General features: G+C 73.5%; 22 protein-coding genes and 1 riboswitch. Of the genes, 16 read left to right on the forward strand and 6 right to left on the reverse strand.

What is annotated here, in order from left to right; all coding sequences use genetic code 11:
* Positions 1-17 precede the first annotated feature (17 nt).
* From ACIOMQ_RS12385 to ACIOMQ_RS12415, 7 genes are all read left to right on the forward strand, one after another.
* Positions 18-362 (forward strand): DUF4190 domain-containing protein, encoded by a 345-nt coding sequence (locus ACIOMQ_RS12385; RefSeq protein WP_401263867.1) that lies wholly within the window; start codon positions 18-20, stop codon positions 360-362.
* Between the two features lie 235 nt (positions 363-597).
* On the forward strand, positions 598-1,845 hold the full coding sequence (locus ACIOMQ_RS12390) for a substrate-binding domain-containing protein (protein WP_401753342.1): 1,248 nt from the start codon (positions 598-600) through the stop codon (positions 1,843-1,845).
* Positions 1,846-1,848: 3 nt separating this feature from the next.
* Positions 1,849-2,640, forward strand: a complete 792-nt coding sequence (locus tag ACIOMQ_RS12395; RefSeq protein WP_401937624.1) for an ABC transporter ATP-binding protein — start codon at positions 1,849-1,851, stop codon at positions 2,638-2,640.
* The gene (locus tag ACIOMQ_RS12400) at positions 2,637-3,401 is read left to right on the forward strand and encodes an ABC transporter ATP-binding protein (RefSeq protein WP_362194739.1); all 765 of its coding nucleotides are present in this window, start codon (positions 2,637-2,639) and stop codon (positions 3,399-3,401) included. Before ACIOMQ_RS12395 ends, ACIOMQ_RS12400 begins: the two co-directional genes overlap by 4 nt.
* Complete coding sequence (locus ACIOMQ_RS12405) at positions 3,401-4,288, forward strand: branched-chain amino acid ABC transporter permease (RefSeq protein ID WP_362194736.1); 888 nt, start codon at positions 3,401-3,403, stop codon at positions 4,286-4,288. The genes ACIOMQ_RS12400 and ACIOMQ_RS12405 overlap by 1 nt, the downstream gene beginning before the upstream one ends.
* A complete protein-coding gene (locus ACIOMQ_RS12410; protein ID WP_402188902.1) occupies positions 4,285-5,433 on the forward strand; it encodes a branched-chain amino acid ABC transporter permease in 1,149 nt (382 codons plus the stop codon). The genes ACIOMQ_RS12405 and ACIOMQ_RS12410 overlap by 4 nt, the downstream gene beginning before the upstream one ends.
* Complete coding sequence (locus tag ACIOMQ_RS12415) at positions 5,430-6,332, forward strand: alpha/beta fold hydrolase (protein WP_402127622.1); 903 nt, start codon at positions 5,430-5,432, stop codon at positions 6,330-6,332. The genes ACIOMQ_RS12410 and ACIOMQ_RS12415 overlap by 4 nt, the downstream gene beginning before the upstream one ends.
* Before the next feature lie 42 nt (positions 6,333-6,374).
* On the opposite strand, the gene ACIOMQ_RS12420 is transcribed toward ACIOMQ_RS12415, so the two are convergent.
* The 3 genes from ACIOMQ_RS12420 to ACIOMQ_RS12430 all read right to left on the reverse strand — a co-directional run bounded on the left by ACIOMQ_RS12420 (position 6,375) and on the right by ACIOMQ_RS12430 (position 10,321).
* Positions 6,375-8,351, reverse strand: a complete 1,977-nt coding sequence (locus ACIOMQ_RS12420) for a GAF domain-containing protein (RefSeq protein ID WP_362194729.1) — start codon at positions 8,349-8,351, stop codon at positions 6,375-6,377.
* A 31-nt stretch (positions 8,352-8,382) separates the two neighbouring features.
* A complete protein-coding gene (locus ACIOMQ_RS12425) occupies positions 8,383-9,225 on the reverse strand; it encodes a 3-hydroxybutyrate dehydrogenase (RefSeq protein ID WP_401753330.1) in 843 nt (280 codons plus the stop codon).
* A gap of 109 nt (positions 9,226-9,334) precedes the next feature.
* Entirely contained in the window at positions 9,335-10,321 is a 987-nt protein-coding gene (locus tag ACIOMQ_RS12430; RefSeq protein WP_362194723.1) for an aldo/keto reductase, read from the reverse strand.
* A 235-nt stretch (positions 10,322-10,556) separates the two neighbouring features.
* On the opposite strand from ACIOMQ_RS12430, the gene ACIOMQ_RS12435 reads away from it, so the two are divergent.
* Together ACIOMQ_RS12435 and ACIOMQ_RS12440 are read left to right on the forward strand one after the other, a co-directional pair.
* Positions 10,557-12,026, forward strand: a complete 1,470-nt coding sequence (locus tag ACIOMQ_RS12435) for a PHB depolymerase family esterase (RefSeq protein ID WP_402188905.1) — start codon at positions 10,557-10,559, stop codon at positions 12,024-12,026.
* 208 nt (positions 12,027-12,234) lie between these two features.
* The gene (locus ACIOMQ_RS12440; protein WP_362194717.1) at positions 12,235-12,678 is read left to right on the forward strand and encodes a hypothetical protein; all 444 of its coding nucleotides are present in this window, start codon (positions 12,235-12,237) and stop codon (positions 12,676-12,678) included.
* Between the two features lie 75 nt (positions 12,679-12,753).
* On the opposite strand, the gene ACIOMQ_RS12445 is transcribed toward ACIOMQ_RS12440, so the two are convergent.
* The 3 genes from ACIOMQ_RS12445 to ACIOMQ_RS12455 all read right to left on the reverse strand — a co-directional run bounded on the left by ACIOMQ_RS12445 (position 12,754) and on the right by ACIOMQ_RS12455 (position 14,830).
* A complete protein-coding gene (locus ACIOMQ_RS12445; RefSeq protein ID WP_362194714.1) occupies positions 12,754-12,963 on the reverse strand; it encodes a hypothetical protein in 210 nt (69 codons plus the stop codon).
* Positions 12,964-13,136: 173 nt separating this feature from the next.
* Positions 13,137-13,370 (reverse strand): ferredoxin, encoded by a 234-nt coding sequence (locus tag ACIOMQ_RS12450; protein ID WP_362194711.1) that lies wholly within the window; start codon positions 13,368-13,370, stop codon positions 13,137-13,139.
* Entirely contained in the window at positions 13,370-14,830 is a 1,461-nt protein-coding gene (locus ACIOMQ_RS12455; RefSeq protein WP_362194708.1) for an aldehyde dehydrogenase, read from the reverse strand. Before ACIOMQ_RS12455 ends, ACIOMQ_RS12450 begins: the two co-directional genes overlap by 1 nt.
* 250 nt (positions 14,831-15,080) lie before the next feature.
* Between ACIOMQ_RS12455 and ACIOMQ_RS12460 the strand changes: the two genes are divergently transcribed.
* The 7 genes from ACIOMQ_RS12460 to ACIOMQ_RS12490 all read left to right on the forward strand — a co-directional run bounded on the left by ACIOMQ_RS12460 (position 15,081) and on the right by ACIOMQ_RS12490 (position 23,062).
* Entirely contained in the window at positions 15,081-15,584 is a 504-nt protein-coding gene (locus ACIOMQ_RS12460; RefSeq protein WP_362194705.1) for a lipocalin-like domain-containing protein, read from the forward strand.
* Positions 15,585-15,849: 265 nt separating this feature from the next.
* Positions 15,850-16,890: an MBL fold metallo-hydrolase gene (locus ACIOMQ_RS12465; RefSeq protein ID WP_401263886.1), complete on the forward strand. Its 1,041-nt coding sequence runs from the start codon at positions 15,850-15,852 to the stop codon at positions 16,888-16,890.
* A 52-nt stretch (positions 16,891-16,942) separates the two neighbouring features.
* Positions 16,943-17,078, forward strand: a riboswitch (cobalamin riboswitch).
* 108 nt (positions 17,079-17,186) lie between these two features.
* Positions 17,187-18,467, forward strand: coding sequence for a prenyltransferase/squalene oxidase repeat-containing protein (locus ACIOMQ_RS12470; protein WP_362194699.1), 1,281 nt, complete (start codon positions 17,187-17,189; stop codon positions 18,465-18,467).
* On the forward strand, positions 18,464-19,153 hold the full coding sequence (locus ACIOMQ_RS12475) for an SCO2322 family protein (RefSeq protein ID WP_402188907.1): 690 nt from the start codon (positions 18,464-18,466) through the stop codon (positions 19,151-19,153). Before ACIOMQ_RS12470 ends, ACIOMQ_RS12475 begins: the two co-directional genes overlap by 4 nt.
* The gene (locus tag ACIOMQ_RS12480) at positions 19,150-20,304 is read left to right on the forward strand and encodes an energy-coupling factor transporter transmembrane protein EcfT (protein WP_362194693.1); all 1,155 of its coding nucleotides are present in this window, start codon (positions 19,150-19,152) and stop codon (positions 20,302-20,304) included. Before ACIOMQ_RS12475 ends, ACIOMQ_RS12480 begins: the two co-directional genes overlap by 4 nt.
* Positions 20,301-22,247 (forward strand): ABC transporter ATP-binding protein, encoded by a 1,947-nt coding sequence (locus ACIOMQ_RS12485; protein WP_401753322.1) that lies wholly within the window; start codon positions 20,301-20,303, stop codon positions 22,245-22,247. The genes ACIOMQ_RS12480 and ACIOMQ_RS12485 overlap by 4 nt, the downstream gene beginning before the upstream one ends.
* Positions 22,244-23,062, forward strand: a complete 819-nt coding sequence (locus ACIOMQ_RS12490) for an ECF transporter S component (protein WP_362194687.1) — start codon at positions 22,244-22,246, stop codon at positions 23,060-23,062. Before ACIOMQ_RS12485 ends, ACIOMQ_RS12490 begins: the two co-directional genes overlap by 4 nt.
* Positions 23,063-23,327 lie beyond the last annotated feature (265 nt).

Here is a 23,327-nt window from a genome sequence, read left to right on the forward strand (position 1 = left end):
ACAAACCTCTCCTCACCATGGCTGACCAGTCAGGCGGTTCGAGCGGCGCGACGGGGACGCGGGCCCCGGGCGGACCGGGATACGGCGTACAGCCCCCGGCCGGCTACGGGTACGGCGCCCCGCTGCCCAGCGGCAAGGCGACGGCCTCGATGGTGCTCGGCATCCTCGGGCCGGTGCTGATCCCCATCGTCCTGCCCATCATCGCGCTGCGCCTCGGCGTCTCGGCCCGGCGGATGGCCGACCGGGGCGAGGGCGGCGGCCGCGGTCAGACGACCGCGGGCATGGTGATGGGCATCGTCGGCATCGCGTTCGCCGCCCTCGGCGTGCTCGTGGCGACGGCCCAGGTGATCGCCTTCGTCTGACGGGCCACCGCTCGCGGCGCCGAGGCGTGACTACTAGGCCGCGCCCGGGGACCGTACCCACCGGTTCCCCGGGCGCGGCCCGCCGCTTCGGCCCGGGGACGGCCCGCGCCCTCGACCCATGTGCGGGCCCCACATGCGCACCGCGCCAGGTGGGGTGCCCTGCACCATGTCGACGGCGGCACGGTGTTCATACGGTTCGGCGACATCACAGGTACACGCCGAGGAGCCGGTCACCATGCGTCGCAGAGCCACAGGCACCGCCCGTCCCCCCAGATCCCTCTCCGCCGCCGTCGCGCTCGCCTCGGCCGGCCTCCTGCTGGCCGGGTGCACCGCCGCCGGGAAGGCGGGCGAAACCGGTTCCGCGTCCGGGAAGGACGCGAAGGACCGGACCGTGAAGGTGGGCCTGGTCTACTCCCGCACCGGACTGCTCGCGGACTACGGGAAGCAGTACCGCGACGGGTTCATGGCGGGCCTGGACTATGCGACGAAGGGCACCGGCAAGGTCGCCGGGCACCGCATCGAGGTCACCGAGCAGGACGACGCGGGCGACCCCGGCAAGGCGGTCTCCGCGGCCAAGAACCTGATCGGCAAGGGCTACCAGGTGCTGGCCGGCACCACCGATTCCGGGGTGGCCCTCCAGATGGCGCCGCTCGCCGCCCAGAACAAGGTGCTGTACATCAGCGGACCGGCCGCCACCGACGCCGTGACCGGGATCAACGACTACACCTTCCGCTCGGGCCGGCAGTCCTACCAGGACATCCTCACCGCCGGGGCGATGCTCGGCGAGGGCGAGGGCAAGAAGGTCACGGTGCTGGCCCAGGACTCCACCTTCGGCCAGGCCAATGTCGCCGCCGTGAAGACCGTGCTCGGGGCCAAGGGGGCGAAGGTGGGCTCCGTACTGGCTCCGCCCGGCGCCACGGACCTGACCCCGTTCGCCCGGCAGGTCAAGGCGGGCGGGCCCGATCTCGTCTTCGTCGCCTGGGCCGGCTCCACCGCACCGGCGCTGTGGACCGCGCTGGACCAGCAGGGCGTGCTGGGGGCGGGCAAGGTCGTCACGGGACTCGCCGGGACGGCCTCGTACCCGGTCTTCGGGAACGCCGGTTCCAAGGTGTCGTTCCTGGCGCACTACTTCCCCGGCGCGGGCGGCGGCAACGCCGTGGAGAAGTCCATGCTCGACTCGGTCACCGAGGCCGGCGGCACCCCGGACCTGTTCACCCCCGACGGCTTCACGGCGGCGCAGATGGTCGTGCGCGCCGTCGAGAAGGGCGGCGCCACCGACTCCGCCGCGATGGTGAAGGCCCTGGAGGGCTGGAGCTTCGACGGGGTGAAGGGCAAGGAGCAGGTCCGTGCCGAGGACCACGCGCTGGTGCAGCCGATGTTCGTCGCGAAGCTCAGGGGGAAGGGCGCCGGTGCGAAGCCGGAGCTGGTGACCACCGAGCCGATGGACGAGGTGGCGCCGCCCGCGAAGCCCTCGGCGGGCTGACCGATGGCCGTACCGGAGACCACCGCGGAGCACTCTGCCGGGGCGCGGACCGCCGCCCCGGTGCTCCGGCTGACCGGCCTCGGCCGGACCGTCGGCGGGGCGACCATCGTCGAGGACGTCTCGCTGAGCGTCGGCGAGGGCGAGTTCCTCGCCTTCATCGGCCCCAACGGGGCCGGCAAGACTTCCCTGTTCAACCTGATCAGCGGGCTGACCACGGCCACGTCGGGCACGATCGAGCTGGACGGCGCGGACATGACGGGCCGCCCCGCGCACGCGCGGGCGCGGCGCGGCATCGGCCGCACGTTCCAGACGTCCAGCCTCTGGCCCGGGACGACCGTGGCCGACCACGTCCGGCTGGCCGCGCAGGCGGCCGGGGGCGGCTCGTACCGGCTGTGGCGGCGCGCCTCCCCGTACACCGCCGAGGTGGACGGCGTACTGGAGCGCACGGGTCTCGGCCACCGGGCGCGGGCGACGGCGTCCGAGCTGTCGCACGGCGAGAAGCGGAAGCTGGAGCTGGCGGTGCTGCTGGTCGGCGAGCCGCGGCTGATGCTGCTGGACGAGCCGATGGCCGGCGTGAGCGCGGAGGAGGTGCCCGCGCTGACCGAACTGATCCGCACCCTGCACCGGGACGAGGGCCGCACCGTCCTGATGGTCGAGCACCACATGGACGTCCTGCTGGGCCTGGCCGACCGGCTCGCCGTGATGCACCACGGCCGGCTGCTGGCGCTGGACACCCCCGCGGCCGTGACCGCCGACCCGACCGTGCAACAGGCCTACCTCGGGGAGGGATTGTGACGACGGGACCCCTGCTCGCCGTACGGGACCTGAGGGTCCTGATCGGCGGCCGGCACATTCTGCACGGCGTGGACCTGGACGTCGCCCCGCACGGCGTGACCGCGCTCCTGGGCCGCAACGGCGCCGGGAAGACCACGACCGTACGCGGCGTCCTCGGCCTCGTCCCGCGCACCGGCAGCGTGCGGCTGGACGGCGAGGAGACCGTGTCGATGCCCACCCACACCGTGGTGCGGCTGGGCATCGGCTACGCCCCCGAGGACCGGGGGATCTTCGCCGGGCTGACGGTGGCGGAGAACCTGCGCCTGGCCGAACGGCCCGGCGGGGGCACGCCCGCGTACCCGCTCGTCCACGAACTCTTTCCCGAACTGAAGCGCCGGGAACGGCAGTTGGCCGGGACACTGTCCGGCGGGCAGCAGCAGATGGTGGCCATCGGCCGCACGCTTCTGAACGGCAACCGGCTGATCATCGCCGACGAACCCACCAAGGGCCTGGCGCCCAAGGTGGTCACCGAGGTCGCCCAGGTGCTGGAGCGGGCCGCCGAGGCGGTGCCGGTGCTGCTCGTGGAGCAGAACCTCGCCGTCGTACGGCGCCTGGCCGAGCACTGCGTGGTGCTCGCCGACGGCCGGACCGCCCATCAGGGGCCGGCCGCCGGGCTGCTGGGCGACGCGGCGGCGGCACGGCGCCTGCTGGGCGTGGGCCGCGGCCCGGTCGCGACCGTGACCCCGCACTCTTCTTCTCCGGCCGTGGAGGCGGATTCCTGATGTCCACCGTCGTCCTGCTCACCATGACCGGACTCGGTCTGGGGGCGCTGTACTTCCTGATCGCATCGGGACTCTCACTGATCTTCGGGCTGATGGACGTGCTCAACTTCGCCCACGGGGCACTGCTCTCCATCGGCGCCTACGGCACCTGGTGGGCCGCCGCCGGGAATCTGCCCGGCGCCGGACCGGGCGGAGCGGGCTTCGCCCTCGCGGTCCTGTTCGGTACGGCGGTGGGCACCGCGGCCGCCGTGCTGCTGGAACTCGCCGTCGTCCGCCCGCTCTACGCCCGGCCGCGCGAGCAGGTCCTCGCCACGGTCGGGGTGGGGCTCGCCGTCCCGGCGCTGCTGTCGGGGATCTGGGGCTCGGACGCCCGGACCTTCCCGGGGCCCGAGGCACTGTCCGGCACCTTCGGGCTGCTCGGCGCACGGGTCCCGGTCAACCGGCTGGTGCTGGTCGCGGCGGCGGTCGTCGTACTCGTGGCGCTGCGGCTCTTCCTCGGCCGCACCCGGCACGGCCTGGTGGTACGGGCCGGGGTCGAGGACCGGGCGATGGTCACCGCCCTCGGCATCGACGTACGCAGGGCGTTCACCCTCGTCTTCGCGATCGGCGGCTCGGCCGCCGCACTCGGCGGGGCGCTCGGCGGCCTGTACTTCGGCTCGGTCGACCCCCGCCAGGGCACCTCGCTGCTGATCTTCGCGTTCGTCGTGGTGGTCACCGGGGGCATGGGCTCGGTGACCGGTGCCGCCGCGGCGTCCGTCGTCATCGGCCTGGTCCAGCAGTTCGCCAACTACTACACCGCAGCGGGCCTCGGCGACCTGGCCGTCGTCGTCCTGCTCGCCGCGCTGCTGCTCGTCCGGCCGCGCGGACTGACCGGGAGGCTCGCGTGAGCACCGTCACCGAGACACACGACCGCGACGGACACCCGGCCGCACCGGCCGCCGGCAGCACCGTCCGGCCGCTGCGCCGCTGGTGGCCCGCCGCCGCGCTGCTCCTCCTCTTCCTCGCGCCGTACAGCGCGCTGCCGCTGCCGGGGCTGCTGGACGGCCCCCTCGGAAGCCCCGGGAGCCTCCAACTACTCGCCACCTGCCTGCTGTTCGGGGCACTGGCGACCGGCTACGACCTGCTGCTCGGCCGCACCGGGCTGCTCTCCTTCGGGCACGCGCTCTACTTCGCCGCGGGCAGCTACGCCACCAACATGTTCCTGCTGGAGACGGGCCTCCCGTTCGCCGTGTCCGCGCTGCTCGGCCTCTGCTGCGGGATCGCGCTCGCGCTGGTGCTGGGGTCGGTGAGCCTGCGGGTCACCGGGATCGGCTTCTCCATGGTGACGCTGGCCTTCGCCCAGGCGGGCTCGATCCTGGTCTCCCGCAACCCCGGCGGTCTCACCGGCGGGGAGGAGGGCCGGGCCGCCCCCGCCGATCTGCTGCCGTCCGCGCTCGTGGGAATCGAGCACACCGCGAACCTCTACTGGGTGGCGCTCGCCTATCTGGTCCTCACCCTCGCCGTCGTCCACTGGGCGGTCCGCTCCCCCACCGGACGGGTCTGGGAGGGCATCAAGGAGAACGAACGCCGGGTGGAGGTACTGGGGTTGAAGCCGTACGGCTTCAAGCTGACGGCGTTCGTCCTGGCGGGTGCGCTGGCCGCGCTGGGCGGCCTGGTGCACCTGCTGCTCACCGGCGGCTCGACGCCGCAGACGACCACCTCCGACTTCACCCTCTCCCTGCTGGTGATGGTGGTGCTGGGCGGGTCGGGCACCCGCTGGGGCCCGATGGCCGGCGGCATCCTCTACACCTGGGCCGATCACCGGCTCGGCGATCTGGCCGGGTCGGGCGCGGTCGCCGGACTGCCCGCCGTGCTGCGGGTGCCGCTGTCCCAGCCGCTGTTCGTGCTCGGTGTGCTGTTCGTGGCCGTGGTACACCTGCTGCCCGGCGGCCTGGCCCGGCTGCCGTCCCGGCTGGCCGCGCTGCGCCGCGCTCCCGCCACCACCGGAACGCTCCCGGCCAGGAAGGCCAGGAAGGAGAACGGACGCCCGTGATTCCGTACGAAGAGGTAAAGGTCCCCGTGCCCGGAGGCGAGCTGGCCGTGCTCCGGTGGCCGGCCCGTGAGCCGGACGCACCGGTCGTCGTCGCCGTGCACGGCATCACGGCCAACGCGCTGTCCTGGGGCACGGTGGCGAGGCTGCTGGACGGCCGCCTCACCCTGATCGCCCCGGACCTGCGCGGCCGGGCCGGGAGTTCCGCCCTGCCGGGTCCCTACGGGATCGCCGGGCACGCCGACGACGTCGCCGCCCTGGCCGAGGCCCTGGTCCCGGGCCGGGCGGTGCTGGCGGGCCATTCGATGGGCGCGTTCGTGGCGGCGCTGGCCGCCGTACGCCATCCGGAACGGTTCGGGCCGCTGCTGCTGGCCGACGGCGGCATCGGCTTCCCCGCTCCCACGCATCTCTCCCCGGACGAACTGATGACCGCCGTGATCGGCCCGGCCATGGACCGGCTGTCGATGACCTTCCCCGACCGGGCGGCGTACCGCTCCTTCTGGCAGGCGCACCCCGCGTTCGCGGAGGCCTGGTCGGCCGAGGTCGACGCGTACATCCAGCGCGATCTGACCGGGGACGAACCCGCCATGCGCTCCACCTGCCGCATCGAGGCGGTGCGCACCGACGGCATCGGCCTCTTCGACGAGGAGGTACTGACGGCGGTACGGAAACTGCCGGCCCCGGCGACGCTGCTGTGGGCGCAGCGGGGCCTGATGGACGAGGAGCAGGGCCTGTACGACGAGGCCCGCCTGGCGGCGGCCGGACTCGAAGGCACCGGGGTGACGCCGGTAGCGGTACGGGACGTCAACCACTACACACTGCTGACGGGAGAGGCGGGCGCCGGAGAGATCGCCCGCCGCCTGTCGGCCGTGTCCGGCGTGCCCGGCCCGGCCGGCACCTGAGGACGGAGACACCGCAGCGTTCCCCGGACGGCCGGACGGCCCCTACCGCTCCCGGCCGCCCGCCAGCGCGTGCAAGCGCAGCGCCAGTTGGAGCTCCAGCGCCCGTCCGGGCTCGTTCCAGTCCCGCCCCAGCAGCACCTGCACCCGGTCGAGCCGCTGCACCACCGTGTTGACGTGCACGTGGAGTTCGTCCTTGGCACGGATGAGGCTGCCCCCGGACCCGAAATAGGCGCCGAGGGTGCGTATGAGATGCGTGCCGCGCCGCGCGTCGTACTCCAGCAAGGGCCCCAGCGTCGCCGAGACGAAGCCGTCGACGTCCTGGGCGTTGCCCAACACCACTCCCAGGAAGCCGAGTTCCTCGACGCACGCGCCCTCGCCCGTACGCCCCAGGACCCGCAGGGCACGCAGACAGCGGGCGGCCTCCCCGTACGCGGAGGCCAGCTCGCGGGCGCCGCGGGCCGGGCCGGTGGCGGCGACGGTGACGGGGGCCTGGACCAGCTGACCGAGCTGTGCCGCCGCCGCGCGCGCCACGTCACCGGCGGCCGGGCCGGGGTCGCCGGCGCCGATCAGCAGCACCACGTTCCCGTGGTGTTCGGCGCTCACGCCGTGGATCTCCCCGCCGAACAGATAGCGCATCGCGGCAGGGACCAGCCGCTCCCGGGTGCCGCCCTCGGCCACCAGCAGCAGATGCGGGCGGTCGAGGTCGATACCGAGGCGCCGGCCGCGTTCGGCGAGCCCGGCCGGGTCGCGGTCCGCGTCGGTCAGCAGGTCGGTGATCAGTTCCCCGCGGATCCTGTTCTCGGTCTCGGCGACCGTGCGCCGCAGCAGCAGGAGGAGTCCGGTGACCACCGAGGCCCGCTCGAACAGCCGCCGGTCGGAGTCGTCGAGCTGCCGGCGCCGGTGCAGGACCAGGCCGGCCATGAGTTCCCGTCCGGCGAGCACGGCGCAGATCCACCGGCCGTCGCGGTGCACGGCACGGGCACCCGTACGGGACTCCTCGGCGGTCTCGGCCAGCCACCCGGCGTCCATGCTGTCGACGGCGAAGTCCGTGCCGTCGGGCCGGACGGCCGCCAGGGGCCGCCCGCCCGGGTCGTGGATGGTGAGCGGGGAGTCCAGCAGCCCGGCGACCGCCGCGGCGACCTCCTTGACGTCACGGCCGCGCAGCACCAGGTCGGTCAGCCGGTCGTGGGACTCCTCGGCCCGCCGCATGGCCGCCGAGTGGGCCCGTACGGCGGCATTGGCCTCGGCCAGCTCCGCGTTCGTCTCGGCGAGTTCGTCCAGTGCGGACCGGGTGTCGTCGAGTGCGCGGGCGGTGTCGATGGCGATCGCGGCGTGTGCGGCGAGCGAGCACAGCAGGGCGACCTCGTCGGGGCTGAAGACGCGGGGGGCGCGGTCAGCGGCGAAGAGGACGCCGATGACCTTTCCGGTGCCGCCGCGGCTGGAGCCCAGGAGCAGGGGCACGCCCAGGATGGCGACGAGCCCCTCGTCCAGCACCCCGGCGTTGATGTTGCGGGTGTGGTGGAAGCGGTCGTCGGTGCGGTAGTCGGGGGTCGCGTACGGGCTCGCGGTCTGCGCCACCAGACCGCCGAGCCCATGGCCGAGCTCCAGCCGCAGTCGCTGGAAGAGCACCGACACCGACCCGTCGGTGACCCGCATGTAGGTGTCCCCCGCCTCTTCGTCGGGGAGCGTGAGGTAGGCGGTGTCGGTGCCGAGCAGCATCCTGGCCCGGCGGACGATGGCGTTCAGCACCTCGTCCAGGTCGCGGGAGGCGGCCAGATCGCCCGCCGTGTCGAAGAGCGCGGTGAGCTGGAGCTCGCGGCGGCGGTGCTGCCGCAGGGCGCCCCTGATCCGCAGGGCGGTGGCGGTGGCCCGCTCCACCTCCGCCAGGTCGCCCGCGGGCACCCCGTCGGCCCGCGCCTGCGAGGAGACGGCGCCCAGCGCCTCGGCGGGGGCGTCGTCGGCCAGCAGATCGAGGAGGCGCCGCAGGTGGGGCGCGGCGGAGGCGGACGGTTCAGACATGGGCGACCGGCGTTCGTAGGGGGCGGGGGGTTCAGTTGGCGGTCCAGCCGCCGTCCATGGAGAGCGAGGTGCCGGTGATGTGCCCGGTACGCGGCCCGCAGAGCCACAGCACGGCCTCGGCGACCTCGTCGGGTTCGATCAGGCGCTTGATCGCGCTGCGTTCCAGCATGACCCGGCCCACCACCTCCTCCTCGGAGATGCCGTGGGTACGGGCCTGGTCCACGATCTGGTTCTCGACCAGAGGGGTGCGTACGTACCCGGGGTTGACGCAGTTGCTCGTCACCCCGTGCTCCGCCGCTTCGAGCGCGACCACCTTGCTGAGTCCCTCCAGTGCGTGCTTGGCCGTCACATAGGCCGACTTGTAGGGGCTGGCCCGCAGGCCGTGCACGGACGAGATGTTGACCACGCGCCCCCAGCCGCGTTCGTACATGCCCGGGAGGGTCCGGCGCAAGATGCGGAACGGGGCCTCCACCATGACCCGCTGGATCAGTGCGAAGCGGTCCGGCGGGAACTCGTGCACGGGGGCGACGTGCTGGAGCCCGGCGTTGTTGACCACGATGTCCGCGCCGGCGGGCAGCGTGTCCACCGCGTCGGGGTCGGAGAGATCGACCACCCACGCCGTCCCGCCGATCGACCGCGCCAGCTCCTCGGCGGCGCCGGCGGTCTTGTCCACCACGTGGACATGGGCTCCCGCGGCGGCCAGGGCCTGCGCGCAGGCCCGCCCGATGCCGCTCGCCGCGCCCGTCACCAGGGCGGTGCGCCCGGCGAGGAGCCGGTCCGCGGACGACGGCGAGGGGCCGGCGGCGAGCGGCGGGACGGTGGCCGGGGCGGCGTGCGGGGCGGGCCCGTGGTCGGGGCTCTGGGGAGTCTCCATGGTCGTCACCGTAAGGAGGCCGGAGCCCGCGTCACACGGGGCCGGTGCACACACCGTCGTACGCCGGCATGGTGGCGGCGTACATGGTGCGGGCCCGCGCCGGGGACCGTCAGTGGGCCGCGTCCAGCACCGCCCGCTGCTCCGCGGTCAGCTCCAGGTCCACCGCGGCCAGGCTCTCGTCCAGTTGCGCGACCGAGGAGGCGCCGACCAGCGGGACGAACGGGATGTCGCCGCCGATGAGCCAGGCCAGCACCACCTGGTTGACGGTCGCCCCGGTCTCCTCGGCCACCGCCCGCAGGGCCGCCTGCCGGGCGGTGGTGCCGGGGTGGTCGAACTCCGGGCCCAGCGGCTTGTCCGCCCGGACGTAGGCGCCGGACAGCAGCGGCGAGTAGGCCACCGGTACGAGCGCGGGTTCGGCTCGCAGATAGCTGAGCAGGTCTCCGCCGACCACCCCTTCCTGGCCGTCCGGGGAGCGTCGGCTCGGCGCGTCCGTGCGCCGCCGCAGATAGCTGTGGTGGTACTGGAGGACGTCGTACCCGGGCAGACCGGCGGCCGCGGCGACGGTCCGGGCCCGCTCCACCTGCCACGCCCAGTGGTTGCTCACCCCGAGCAGGCCGACGGTGCCTTCGGCGACCAGTTCCGCGAAGGCCCCGACGGTCTCCGCCGTCGGCACGCTCGGGTCCTGGACGTGCGCGTACAGCAGGTCCAGCCTGTCCACGCCGAGTTGCTCCCGGCTCTGTTCCGCGGACTGGCGTATCACCTCGGCCGAGAGCCCTTCGATGCCCTGGGAGAAGTCGGTGGCGGGGACGTTCGGCCGGGCCCCGACCTTGGTGGCGATGACGATCTCGTCCTCGACGCCGCGGCTGCGGCGCCAGCGGCCGAGCAGCTTCTCGCTCTCGCCGCCGCGGGTTCCGTCGACCCAGAACGCGTAGTTGTCGGACGTGTCGATGAAGGTTCCGCCGGCCTCGGCGTACCGGTCGAGGATCGCGAACGATGTCGCCTCGTCGGTGAGCGTGCCCATCAGCATGGCGCCGAGACTGAGCACACTGACCTCCCGGCGGGTGGCGGGGTCGGTGCCGATGGTGCGGTAGCGCATGTGGGTCCTCCCTCAGCGGCCCGTCTCCGTACGGGCGTTGGCGGGGAGTCTGCATGCTGGAGCGCACTCCATGTCAACGTGCGCAAGGGCGGTGCGGCACACAGCCGGGACCGCGGAGTGTCCGCGCGGCCCATGGGCGCCGCAGGCCCGGCCCCATAGCGTCCGCCGCGCACACAGCCGAAACGACGGCCGGCACCGGCCGCACCGGCCGCACCGGCCGAACAGGGAGGAACCCGTGCGCCCATCCGTCCTGCGCCGCCTGCTCCGCCGCGTCGCGTCCACGGCCGCTCTCGTTCTCGTCGCGGCGGTGCCGGGCACCGTCGCAGCGGCACAGCCGGCCGCTGCCGCCGGCGGTCTGGAGCAGGTCACCGCCTTCGGCACGAACCCCGGCAACCTCCAGATGTACGAGTACGCCCCCGCCGGCCTCCCCGCGAACGCGCCGCTGGTGGTCGCCCTGCACGGCTGTACGCAGACCGCCACCGACTACTACACCCACTCGGGCTGGCCGGAGTACGCCGACCGGTGGGGCTTCGCCGTGGTCTTCCCGCAGACCACGTCCGCCAACAACGCGCTGTCCTGCTTCGGCTGGTTCGACCCGGCCGAGGACAGCAGGGACCGGGGCGAGGCCGCCTCGATCGTGCAGATGGTGGAGCACGCGAAGCAGCAGTACGGCTCGGACGCCCGCCGGGTCTACGTCACCGGTCTCTCGGCCGGCGGCGGGATGACGGCCGACCTGCTGGCCGCGTACCCGGACGTGTTCGCGGGCGGCTCGGTCGCCTCGGGCCTGCCCGCCCAGTGCGCGACGAGCCAGGCGGCCGCCTCCGGCTGCCAGACGGGCCCGCAGAGGCTGACGCCCGCGCAGTGGGGCGACAAGGTCCGCGGCGCCCACCCCGGTTACGCGGGCCCCTGGCCCCGTGTGGCGATCTGGCAGGGCACCTCCGACTACACGGTGTACCCCGCCAACGCCACGGCCCTGCGCGACCAGTGGACGGACGTCTGGGGCATCGGCCAGACCCCGTCGTCCACGGACACCCTCCCCGGGAACACCACACGCAGCGTCTACGACGACGCGTCCGGGAAGCCCGCCGTGGAGACGTACTCCGTCGCCGGCATGGGCCACGGCCTGGCCGTGAGCGCCGGCTCGGGCGCCGACCGGTGCGGTTCGACGGGCGCGTACTTCCTGAGCGCCCTCTGCTCGACGTACTACACGGGTGTCTTCTGGGGCCTGGACCGGGGCGCACCGGGCGGCGGCCGACTGCCCGCCCCGTCCGGCCTGCGGGTCACCGGCGTCACGGCTGACAGCGCGTCGCTCTCCTGGGACCCGGTCCCGGGCGCGGCCTCGTACACGGTCCACCGCGACGGTACGAAGGTCGCCTCCCCCGCCTCCACCGCGTACACGGACACGGGCCTCGCCGCCGGTACCGCCTACCAGTACACGGTCACGGCGGTCGACGAATCGGCCACATCCGGCGCCCCCTCGCCCCAGGTGACGGCCACCGCCTCCGGCGGCACACCCGCCCGGTGCCTCACGGCGACCAACTACGCGCACGTGGCGGCGGGACGAGCGCACACCACCGGCGGCTACGCGTACGCCAACGGTTCGAACGAGAACATGGGCCTGTACAACGTCTTCGTCACGCACACGCTGAGAGAGTCACCGGCGGGATATTTCGTGATTGCCGACACCGGATGTACGAACCGGTGAGCCCGTCTCGAACTGGCGGAACCACATGAATCAAGTCGATTCGGAGGACCGCATACTCCGGGAAGCCAATCCCGAATACCGAAATGGCCGTTTCACGGGTGAAAAAACCGCGCCCGCCGAGATCTGCGGCGTCTGATATTCGGCCGGTTCCGCGTTTATTCACGTTGGTGTGCGGGAGAGTGCGTGACACCCTTGGGCGGTGCTGCTCATGGATCACGAACATCGCATCGAACTGCGTCCGCTGCGCTACCAGTTCCCGGCGGTCATCGGCGACCGGTACGACGACAACTGGCTGGTCGTCGAGGGCAGGGTGTCCACCTCCGGGGCCAGTTGGTCCTTCACCGACCCGTGCCTGCTGACCGAGGAGGCACGCCAGATCTCTCCGTGGCTGCGCGCCGCGAGCGGGGAGACACTCACGGGCACACTGCCGGGCCTCTCCTTCCTGGAGCCCGTTCTGTCGTTCAGCCATGCCGCGGGGCGTCCTGGCGCCGGGGCGGTCCGCGTACACCTCCGCTACGAGGCGGCGCCCGCGCGGCGCCGGGACGGTGACGGGCCGGACGAGTACGTGATCGAGATCAGGACCACCGCTGAGGAACTGCGCCGGGCGGCGGACGAATGGGACCAGTGCCTGGTCCTGTTCCCACCCCGCTGACCCGGCCGTTCCCACCACTGCGCGGTTCGGTCCGGATCCGGGTCGCCGTCTTCCGGGGCGCGGCGGTCCGGCTTTTCAGGACTTGTGGGATCTGCCGATCATGGAGTTGTGGATCGCGACGGAGTGGAAGGCGGCACGTGTGTGCCGTGCCTCGTCCCGTGCCCGCTGCTCCATGAGAAGGCCGTCGGAGTTCTCCGTACGGGAACTCCCGCGCCGAAGCAGAACGACGATCAGATACGCGACCGCCGACGCCAGGACCCCGAACATCACCAACAGTTGCTCCATGGCGGACCACCCCTCGTACCGGTCGCGTCAGGAACACGCTTCCTGCCGCGACCGGATCGTAACCGGTACCGGGACGGCGGTCACTGCCCGAATCCGGCAGCACAGGCCGCTCCGGGCCTTCCGGGAAATGGCCGTCACCGAGGACATGTCCGCTTCCGCCGCGCCCGTCCCGGCTATTCCTCCGGTGGGAAGACCGCCTCCCCCGAGCCGGTCAGCGTGATCGTGATCGCCTCGACCGGGCACCCCTCGGCAGCGGCGAGGACCTTCTCGTTGGCGTCGGTCTCCGGCGACGACGGACGGGACTGCCGGGCGGAGTCCAGCGCGAATCCGCCCGGCGCGTGGTTCACGCACATCCCGGAGCCGATGCAGACCCCGCGGTCGACCTCGACGGACCAGCGGTCCCCCATCACGCCCCCTCGTATCCGGCCGGCAGATGGATCATCTTGTGCTCGAAGTACTCGGCGTACCCCTCGGGCCCGAACTCCCGCCCCAGGCCGGAGTTCTTGTAGCCGCCGAAGGGGCCGAGCATGTCGAGGCTGAAGGTGTTCACGCTGTACGTGCCCGTCCTGACCCGGCGGGCGACGTCGATACCGCGCTCCGTGTCGGCGGTCCAGACGCTGCCGCTGAGGCCGTAGTCGGAGTCGTTGGCGATCCGTACGGCCTCGTCCTCGTCGTCGTACGGCAGGAGGCAGATGACGGGGCCGAAGATCTCCTCGCGGGCGACGCGCATGGAGTTGTCGACATCGCCGAAGAGGGTCGGCTCGACGTACCAGCCCCGCTCCTGGGACGCCGGACGGCCGCCGCCGGCAAGGAGTTTGGCGCCCTCGTCCTGGCCGATCCGGATGTAGTCCAGCGAGCGCTGCTGCTGGCGCCGCGCGACGAGCGGGCCGAGTTCGGTGGCGGGGTCGAGCGGGTCGCCGATCTTCAGCGCGCCCGCGGCGGCGGCGAACGCCTCGGCCATCTCGTCGTAGCGGGAGCGGGGGGCGAGGATCCGGGTCTGGGCGACGCACGCCTGGCCGTTGATCATCCAGGCGAAGGGGACGATGCCCGCGACGGCCGCGTCCAGGTCGGCGTCCGGGAGGATCACGGCGGCGGACTTGCCGCCCAGCTCCAGCGTGACCCGGGTGAGGTTGCGGGAGGCGACCTCCATCACCCGGCGCCCCGCGGCCACGGACCCGGTGAACGACACCTTGTCGACGCCGGGATGCCCGACCAGGTACTCGCTGACCTCGCGGTCGGCCGGAAGGATCGACAGCACCCCCTCCGGCAGCCCGGCCTCGGCGGCGATCTCGGCCAGGACATAGGCGTCCAGCGGGGTTTCGGGCGAGACCTTGAGCACGGCGGAGCAGCCGGCCAGCAGCGCGGGCGCGAGCTTCGCGGCGGCGGTGAACTGCGGGACGTTCCACGGCACCACGGCCGCGACCACGCCGACCGGCTCCCGCCGCACCAGCAGCGGCCCGAGAACCCCGTCCCGCCGCTCCTCGTACGAGAAGGAGCGGGCCACGGTGATCGCCGCGTCCCACACCATCATCGCGGCGAGCGCCTGCACCATGACACCGGACGTGTACGGGGTGCCGTTCTGCGCGCTGATGACCCGGGCGATCTCCTCGTACCGCACGGCGAAAGCGTCCTTGATCCGGGTGATCACCGCGATCCGCTCGTCCACCGTCATCCGCGGCCAGGGCCCCTCGTCGAACGCCCGCCGGGCAGCGGCGACGGCCCGGTCCACATCCCCCTCGCAGGCATGCGGCACCCGGCCGATGACCTGTTCGGTGTGGGGCGAGACGACCTCGATGACCTCCCGGCCCAGCGGATCGACCAACTCCCCGCCGATGAACAGTTTTCCGTGTTCGACAAGCTCGGTCATGGCTGCTGCCTCCCGCGACCCGGCGCGTTTCCCGACTCACCAACTGACTGCGTGTCAGAACTGATACCAGTTCCAGTTCCAGGAGTCCACGGCCACGACAGCGCGGGGCACGGACGGCCGCCGCCGTGCCGCCCGGCCGGTTTCCTCGCACGTCCGTCGCTTCCGGGGCGTTCCGCGCGGGTAGGGACGAGAACGACCCCCGTCCCCCACGCACCTGTCCAAAAGTCCATACGCCCAGGAAGGGAATCACGTGTACACCCCGTCCCGCACCGAACCACATCATCCATCAGCCCCCCGGCCGGATGCCTCCGAGCATCCCCTCATAGGCGCCTGGCTGCTCAGCAGCGTCGCCATCGTGGACGTCTCCGGCCGCACCCTCGAACACCCCCTGGGGCAACGTCCGACAGGGCTGATCACCTACACCACCGACGGCCACATGTCCGTCAGCGTGCTGAACCCGGACCTGGATTCCGAACCGGCGGCGGAGCCGGAGTCGACCGACTCGGTCGACTCCGCGACCCTGCTCAGGACCTCTCCGTACCTGGGGTATGCGGGAACCTACGAGGTGACGGGCGACCGGGTCGTCCACCACCTGCACATCGCGTCGTTACGCCCCTGGGTCGGCACCCAGCAGGAGCGCCGCTGGGAAGTGGAGGGGGACCGATTAACCCTGTTCCCCCCGAACGAGGGGATCGGCGAGGACGCCCGCGCCCCGCGGCTCGTGTGGCACCGGCCGGCCGCGGAGGCCGCGTGAGCGACGGCTGATCCGGGTTCACCGGCCTTCCGGCCGGCCGCATCCACTGCCCGGCGCGGGGTGCGGACCGTGAGGACCGCCCCCCACCGTTCGCGCTGACGCGGGAACCGTGGTCCGCGTGACGCGCGGCGCACGCGGACCACGGACGGAAGAGATGGTCGACCGGGGCTACTACTGAAACAAGTTCTCGTTACAGTGGGCGCGGTGCACCGCACACCCGTACGTCCGGTACACCGGCCATGCCTCGGAGAGAGAGGGCGAGCCCATGACGCAGGTGACCGACCACGGCGGGGGCGTGCACAGCATCAAGGTCCCCATCCCGGACAATCCGCTCGGCCACACCCTGGTGCACGTCCTCGACACCGATCGCGGGCCGGTCCTGATCGACACGGGCTGGGACGACCCGGAGGCGTGGGACACGCTCACCGCCGGGCTCGCCGCCGTCGGCGCGGATGCCGGTGACGTCCACGGCGTGGTCGTCACCCACCACCATCCCGACCACCACGGCCTCTCCGGGCAGGTGCGCGAGGCGTCCGGGGCCTGGATCGCCATGCATGCGGCGGACGCCGCGATCGTGCGCCGGACCCGCGAGTCCCGGCCGGGCACCTGGCTGTCGTATCTCGTGGCGAAGCTCACCGCGGTCGGTGCGCCCGAGGAGCATCTCGCGCCGTTGCGGGCCGCCGCGGCCGAGCGGGGCCGGGCACACACCCTGCCCGGTCAGCGGGCCGCGCTCCCGGACCGGGAGATCGTTCCCGGGGAGCTCCTCGACCTGGCGGGGCGCACGCTGCGGGCCATCTGGACGCCGGGGCACACACCCGGCCATGTCTGCCTGCATCTGGAGGAGCGGCATCCGGGGAATCTGCCCGGCCGGGGCCGGCTCTTCTCCGGGGATCATCTGCTGCCCGGGATCAGCCCGCACATCGGGCTGTACGAGGACCCGGACGACGCCGCGGTCACCGATCCCCTCGGCGACTACCTCGACTCGCTGGAGCGCATCGGCAGGCTCGGGGCGGCGGAGGTGCTGCCCGCCCATCAGTACGCGTTCGCGGACGCCGCGGGGCGCGTACAGGAACTCCTGGCTCATCACGAGGAGCGGCTGACCGGGCTGCTCGGGCTGCTGGCCACCGCCCTGACGCCGTGGGAACTGGCCGAGCGGATGGAGTGGAACCGGCCGTGGGACCGGATCCCGCGCGGCTCGCGGAACATCGCCGTCTCGGAGGCCGAGGCGCATCTGCGGCGGCTGGTGAAGCTGGGGCGCGCGGAGGCCGTGGCGGGGAGCGACCCTGTGACGTACATCGCGGTGTGACCACTCCGCGAAGGGCTCTGCCGCGGCCACCGGCCCGGAACCCGCCCTTCCCCGCCCGGTACAGTGTGCGAGTCGTCATCATGCCCGTTCAGGGGGAAGCCGGTGCAAATCCGGCACTGACCACGCAGCCGTGAACCGTCGTTCCAGGCGGTGAGCCGGAATGCCCTGTCCGCGGTCGTGACCGGCTCCCGCCACCGGAACCCCGGTGGTCGGCACCGTCGAGGAATACGGGGCCGGAGCCTGGTGCCTGAGCGTGCCTGTGCCCGGATCCCCCCACAGGAGAGGCCCCGCCCGCCATGACCGTACGCCGCAGAGCAGCAACGCTCGCCGCCACCGCCACCGTGCTCTGTGCGGCCGCTGCCCCGGTCGCGGTCGCAGCGCCGTCCCCGTCGCCCTCGCCGTCCGCGGCGCTGCCGTCCGGGCTGTACGGCACGAAGGACCCCACCTACGACGGCGTCTGGCGGCAGTCGCTCGCCTTCCTCGCGCAGCGGGTCGAGGGCGTCACGCCCGCCGCGAAGTCGGTGGACTGGCTGATCTCCCAGCAGTGCTCCAACGGCGCCTACGCCGCGTACCGGCCCGACGTCTCCCAGCCGTGCACCGGGAAGACCGTGCTGGACACCAACGCCACCGCGGCCGCCGTCCAGGCGCTCGTCGAGGTGGGCGGGCACCGGGACACCGTGAACGACTCGGTCCGCTGGCTGAAGTCCGTACAGAACGAGGACGGCGGCTGGGGCTACTCCCCGGGCGCGGCCAGTGACGCCAACTCCACCTCGCTGGTGATCGGCGCCCTCGCCCGGCAGGGCCAGCGGCTAGGCGACATCACGACCCACGGCGGCAAGACCCCCTACGCCCCGCTGCTGGGGCTCGCGATCCCGTGCGGCGGCAAGGACGGGGGTGCCTTCGCCTACCAGCCCGACAAGGCCGGGAAGCTCGCCGCCAACGCGGACGCCACCGCGGCCGCGGTGCTCGGCACGATGGGCAAGGCCATGGCCGTCGGGAACAACGCCTCGGCCAAGGCGCCCACCTGCCACCCGGGGCCGGGGCCGGGGCTCACGCCCGAGCAGGCCGCCCAGAACGGCGCCCACTACCTCGCGGACGCACTCGCCACCAGCGGCCATCTCGACCTGGCGCCGATGCCCGGAGCCGCCGACTCCACCCCGCAGCCCGACTTCGGCAACACCGCGGACGCGGTCGTCGCGCTGTCCGCCGCGGGCCACCAGGACAAGGCCGCCAAGGCCGTGGCCTGGCTGAAGAAGAACTCCGGGGCGTGGGCCGAGCAGAACGGTCCCGCCGCCTACGCGCAGCTGATCCTGGCCGCCCACGCCACCGGCTCCGACGCCCGCGACTTCGGCGGCGTCGACCTGGTCGACCGGCTGAACGCGGCCGGTCCCGTTCCGGCGGCCGTCACGACGCCCGACCCGTCCGCCGAGACCGGGTACGTGGCCACGGAGAAGGACGAGGTCCACAGCGGCGACGACGTGATCGGCGGCGTGTGGTGGTACGTCGGCATCGGTCTCGTCGTCGGTGCGGGCGCCGGCTTCCTGATCAGCGGGCGCCGGAAGAACCAGCAGCTGTGAGGCGGGCGGGAAGGGCAGCCGCCCTCCTGGTGGTCCTGGGTGCCGTCCTGGCCGTGCTCGGCGCGGGGACGGCGTGGGCGGACGGGTACCGGTACTGGTCGTTCTGGGAGGGCTCCGGCACCGGCTGGACGTACGCCACCCAGGGCCCGTCCCTGGTCCGGCCGGACGACGGCGCGGTGCAGGGCTTCCGGTTCGCGGTGAGCGAGGACTCGCAGGACTCGGCGCAGCCGCGCCGCTCCCCCGGGTTCTCGGAGATCTGCGCGGACACCCCGGCCAAGGACGGCAGCAAGCGGGTCGCGCTGGTCATCGACCCGGGCACCGCGGCGGACGCCCCGGCCGGGGAGACTCCTCCCGCGCCGCGTACCGCGTGCGCGCGGGTCGCCCCGGACGCGAGCACCGCGGAGGCGCTCGCCTCGGTGGCCAAGCCGTTGCGCTACAACAGCGGGGCGCTGCTCTGCGCCATATCCGGCTATCCGGGCTCGGGCTGCGGCGAACAGGTCTCGGGCACCGGGCACGGGACGCCGGCCGCCCCCGCGTCCGGGGCCCCGGACGCATCCGCCGCCGACGCCGCGGACAGCGCGGACGGCTCGGGTGGTGGTCCCTCCGCCGGGGTGCTCGTCGGGGTCGGCGCCGTTCTCCTCCTCGGCATCGCCGCAGTCGTGCAGGCCCGCCGCCGCCGCGGATGACGGCCTCGACCACCCGCCCGGTGCGGCCGCGGCGCCCGCTGCGCGCCCCCGGGGCGACCCGCAGCAACGCCCTGCCCGCCGGGGCCTGGTGGCTGTGGGCGCTCGGTCTCGCCACCGCCGCGTCCCGGACCACCAATCCCCTGCTGCTCGGGCTGCTGGTGGGGGTGGCGGGCTACGTGGTCGCTGCGCGCCGTACGGACGCGCCGTGGGCCCGTTCGTACGGGGCGTTCATCAAGATCGGGCTGTTCGTCGTCGGCGTGCGGCTGGTCTTCTCCGTCTTCCTCGGTTCGCCGGTCCCCGGTACGCATCCGTTGTTCACGCTCCCCGAGGTGCCGCTGCCCGACTGGGCGAAGGGGGTCCGGATCGGTGGCCGGGTCACCGCCGAGCAGTTGCTCTTCGCGCTGTACGACGGGGCGAAACTGGCCACCCTGCTGATCTGCGTCGGTGCGGCGAACTCGCTCGCCAACCCGGCCCGGCTGCTGAAGTCGCTGCCCGGGGCCCTGTACGAGGCGGGGGTCGCCGTCGTCGTCGCGATGACGTTCGCGCCGAACATGGTCGCCGATGTGGTGCGGCTGCGCACCGCCCGGCGGCTGCGGGGCCGCCCGACCGGCGGCGTCAAGGCGGTCCTCCAGATCGGACTGCCGGTCCTGGAAGGCGCGTTGGAGCGGTCGGTCGCGGTGGCGGCCTCGATGGACGCGCGCGGATACGGGCGCAGCGCACAGGTCCCGTCCGCCGTCCGGCACACCACGAACGTCCTCACGCTCGGCGGGCTGCTCGGGGTGTGCGCGGGGACGTACGGGCTGCTGGCCGCGCAGGGTGCGGTGTACGGCCTGCCGCTGCTGATCGCGGGACTCGTCGCCGCGATGGCCGGGCTCCGGCTCGGCGGGGCCCGCTCGGTCCGTACCCGCTACCGGCCCGACCGGTGGGGTGCGCGGGCCTGGCTGGTCGCGGGTTCGGGTGCCGCTGTGGCCGTGGCGATGATCTGGGCGGGCGGTGTCGACGCGGAGGCGCTGCACCCCGGAGTCGTACCGCTGACCGCGCCGGTGCTTCCGCTGTGGCCCGCGGCGGCGGTGCTGATCGGGCTGCTGCCCGCGGTGGTGGCGCCGGTGCCGCCCCCGGTGGGCGCCCCGCATTCCAAGGAGAGCCAGTGATCCGGTTCGAGCATGTCTCGGTGCAGTACGAGGGGACGGAGCGCCCCACCCTCTCCGGGGTCGATCTGACCGTTCCCGAGGGCGAGTTGGTGCTGCTCGTCGGCCCGTCGGGGGTCGGCAAGTCGACGCTGCTGGGCGCCGTCTCCGGTCTCGTGCCGCACTTCACCGGCGGCACGCTGCGCGGCCGCGTCACGGTCGACGGGCGCGACACCCGTACCCACAAGCCACGCGAACTCGCCGACCTGGTCGGCACGGTGGGCCAGGACCCGCTGTCCCACTTCGTCACCGACACGGTCGAGGACGAGCTGGCGTACGGGATGGAGTCGCTGGGACTCGCTCCCGACGTGATGCGGCGGCGGGTCGAGGAGACCCTCGACCTGCTGGGCCTGGCCGGGCTGCGCGACCGGCCGATCGCCACGCTCTCCGGCGGTCAGCAGCAGCGGGTCGCGATCGGCTCGGTCCTCACCCCGCACCCGAAGGTCCTGGTCCTCGACGAGCCGACGTCCGCGCTGGACCCGGCGGCGGCCGAGGAGGTCCTCGCCGTGCTGCAGCGGCTGGTGCACGACCTGGGCACGACGGTCCTGATGGCGGAGCACCGGCTGGAGCGGGTGGTGCAGTACGCGGACCAGGTCGTCCTGCTGCCGTCACCGGGCGCCGCACCGGTCATGGGCGCGCCCGCGGACGTCATGGCCGTCTCCCCGGTCCACCCGCCGGTCGTGGCGCTGGGCCGGCTGGCGGGGTGGGAACCACTTCCGCTCTCGGTCCGCGACGCCCGGCGCCGGGCGTCGGACCTGCGCGAGCGGCTGGCCCGGACGCAGCCACCCGGACCGTCGCCCCGGGCGGGCGGGCCGGGCGTGCGGACCGGGACGGCCGACGCGGGCGATGCGATCGATGGGGTCGGTGCGGCCGATGCGGTCGGCGCCGCCGGTTCCGGCCATGCGGCCCGTGCCGCCGATACGACCGGTGCAGCCCGTGCGACCAGTGCAACCGGTGCCGCCGATGCCGCCCGTGCGATCGACGGGACCGATGGGGTCGGTGCAACCCGTGCAGCCGGTGCAGCCCGTGCAGTCGATGACGCCGTACCACCGCTGCCCGCCGCCCCGGCGGCGCGGCGCGGGGTGCTCGCCCGGCTGCTGGGCCGCGGCGCACCCGTCGCCGCCGCCGTTCCCGAAGCCGTCGTCGACGCCCCGGCGCGGGTCGAACGGCTCGGCGTGCGCCGGGGGCGTGTCGAGGCGCTGCGCCGGGTGACGCTCGCCGTCGCCGCCGGCGAGACCGTCGCCCTCATGGGCCGCAACGGAGCGGGCAAATCCACCCTGCTGGCCACACTCGTCGGCATGGTCGAGCCCACCACCGGCACCGTCCTCGTCGGCGGCCGGGTCCCGCACCGTACGCAGCCGCGCGAGATGGTGCGCCGGGTCGGGCTCGTACCGCAGGAACCACGCGATCTGCTGTACGCGGACACGGTCGCCGCCGAGTGCGCCGCGGCCGACGCCGACGCGGGCGCCGCCGCGGGCAGCTGCCGGGCCCTGGTCTCCGAGCTGCTGCCCGGTGTGCCGGACGACACCCACCCCCGTGATCTCTCCGAGGGCCAGCGTCTCGCGCTCGCCCTGGCCGTCGTACTGACCGCGAGGCCCCCGCTGCTGCTCCTGGACGAGCCGACCCGCGGCCTGGACTACGCGGCGAAGGCCCGGCTGGTCGGGGTGCTCCGCGGTCTCGCGGCACAGGGCCATGCGATCGTCCTGGCCACGCACGACGTGGAACTCGCCGCCGAGCTGGCGCACCGGGTGGTGATACTCGCCGACGGGGAGACCGTCGCGGACGGGGAGACCCGGCAGGTGGTGGTCTCCTCCCCCTCCTTCGCCCCGCAGACCGCGAAGATCCTCGCCCCGCAGGAGTGGCTGACCGTGGCGCAGGTGCGCGGCGCGCTGGGAGACCCGTCATGAGCGGGCGCCGGGCGCGGCCGGTACGGCTCGGGCCGCGCGCGATCGCCGCGCTCGTCCTTGTCAGCGCGATCGGCGTCGTCGCGTTCGGCTGGCCGCTGCTGGCCGGGGCGGACTCCGGTCTGGCGCACTCCCAGGACGCGCCGTGGCTGTTCGCGGCGCTGCTGCCGCTGCTGGTCGGCGTGGTCGTCGCGATGATCGCGGACTCCGGACTGGACGCGAAGGCGGTGGCGATGCTGGGGGTGCTGGCGGCGGTCGGCGCTGCGCTGCGCCCGCTGGGCGCGGGCACGGCGGGGCTGGAACCCATGTTCTTCCTGATGGTGCTGAGCGGCCGGGTGCTCGGGCCCGGCTTCGGCTTCGTGCTCGGCTCCGTGACGATGTTCGCGTCCGCGCTGCTCACCGGCGGAGTGGGTCCGTGGATGCCGTTCCAGATGCTGTCGATGGGCTGGTTCACGATGGGCGCGGGGCTGCTGCCGGGCCCGGACCGGCTGCGCGGGCGGGCCGAGCTGCTGATGCTCGCGGTGTACGGGTTCGTGGCGGCGTTCGCGTACGGCACGGTGATGAACCTGTACGGCTGGACGATCGTGCCCGGCCTCGGCTCGGGGATCTCCTTCCGGCCGGGCGACCCGTTGCCGGAGAACCTGGTGCGCTTCCTCGCCTACTGCACGGCCACGTCGCTGGGCTGGGACCTGGGCCGGGCCGTGCTCACCCTGGTGCTGACCCTCACCGTCGGCGCGACGCTGCTGAAGGCGCTGCGCCGGGCCACGCGGCGCGCCGCCTTCGAGGCCCAGGTCACATTCGACGCCTCCGGCGAGTGAGGACTCCCACAGGCCCTTGGTCCTCCCCTACGCGGGGTAGTAGTCCGCCGGGCCGCGTACCGGCGCCTTGGCACCCCCTCCCACCTGCCATGACCCTTTCGCGGTGATTCGGGCGGTCTAGGGCTTTCGGTTCCGGGTGCGAGGCGGGCTCGTATCGGGGGTCGTTGCCATGGCCGGACGGCGCCGCTAACACTGGATCACGTCGCCGAGCACCGCCCGGTCCACCGAAACGGACCGCGGTCGGCGCAGACCGGTCCACCCGCAC

It is taken from the genome of Streptomyces sp. NPDC087845 (genome assembly GCF_044742755.1).
Lineage (GTDB): Bacteria > Actinomycetota > Actinomycetes > Streptomycetales > Streptomycetaceae > Streptomyces.

Coding starts and splice junctions, on each gene's coding strand:
- ACIOMQ_RS12455 (WP_362194708.1), bottom strand. CDS start 14,830: ATGACCGAGCTTGTCGAACACGGAAAACTGTTCATCGGCGGGGAGTTG.
- ACIOMQ_RS12385 (WP_401263867.1), top strand. CDS start 18: ATGGCTGACCAGTCAGGCGGTTCGAGCGGCGCGACGGGGACGCGGGCC.
- ACIOMQ_RS12420 (WP_362194729.1), bottom strand. CDS start 8,351: ATGTCTGAACCGTCCGCCTCCGCCGCGCCCCACCTGCGGCGCCTCCTC.
- ACIOMQ_RS12490 (WP_362194687.1), top strand. CDS start 22,244: ATGAGCGGGCGCCGGGCGCGGCCGGTACGGCTCGGGCCGCGCGCGATC.
- ACIOMQ_RS12425 (WP_401753330.1), bottom strand. CDS start 9,225: ATGGAGACTCCCCAGAGCCCCGACCACGGGCCCGCCCCGCACGCCGCC.
- ACIOMQ_RS12405 (WP_362194736.1), top strand. CDS start 3,401: ATGTCCACCGTCGTCCTGCTCACCATGACCGGACTCGGTCTGGGGGCG.
- ACIOMQ_RS12395 (WP_401937624.1), top strand. CDS start 1,849: ATGGCCGTACCGGAGACCACCGCGGAGCACTCTGCCGGGGCGCGGACC.
- ACIOMQ_RS12470 (WP_362194699.1), top strand. CDS start 17,187: ATGACCGTACGCCGCAGAGCAGCAACGCTCGCCGCCACCGCCACCGTG.
- ACIOMQ_RS12445 (WP_362194714.1), bottom strand. CDS start 12,963: ATGGAGCAACTGTTGGTGATGTTCGGGGTCCTGGCGTCGGCGGTCGCG.
- ACIOMQ_RS12480 (WP_362194693.1), top strand. CDS start 19,150: ATGACGGCCTCGACCACCCGCCCGGTGCGGCCGCGGCGCCCGCTGCGC.
- ACIOMQ_RS12465 (WP_401263886.1), top strand. CDS start 15,850: ATGACGCAGGTGACCGACCACGGCGGGGGCGTGCACAGCATCAAGGTC.
- ACIOMQ_RS12450 (WP_362194711.1), bottom strand. CDS start 13,370: ATGGGGGACCGCTGGTCCGTCGAGGTCGACCGCGGGGTCTGCATCGGC.
- ACIOMQ_RS12430 (WP_362194723.1), bottom strand. CDS start 10,321: ATGCGCTACCGCACCATCGGCACCGACCCCGCCACCCGCCGGGAGGTC.
- ACIOMQ_RS12440 (WP_362194717.1), top strand. CDS start 12,235: ATGGATCACGAACATCGCATCGAACTGCGTCCGCTGCGCTACCAGTTC.
- ACIOMQ_RS12390 (WP_401753342.1), top strand. CDS start 598: ATGCGTCGCAGAGCCACAGGCACCGCCCGTCCCCCCAGATCCCTCTCC.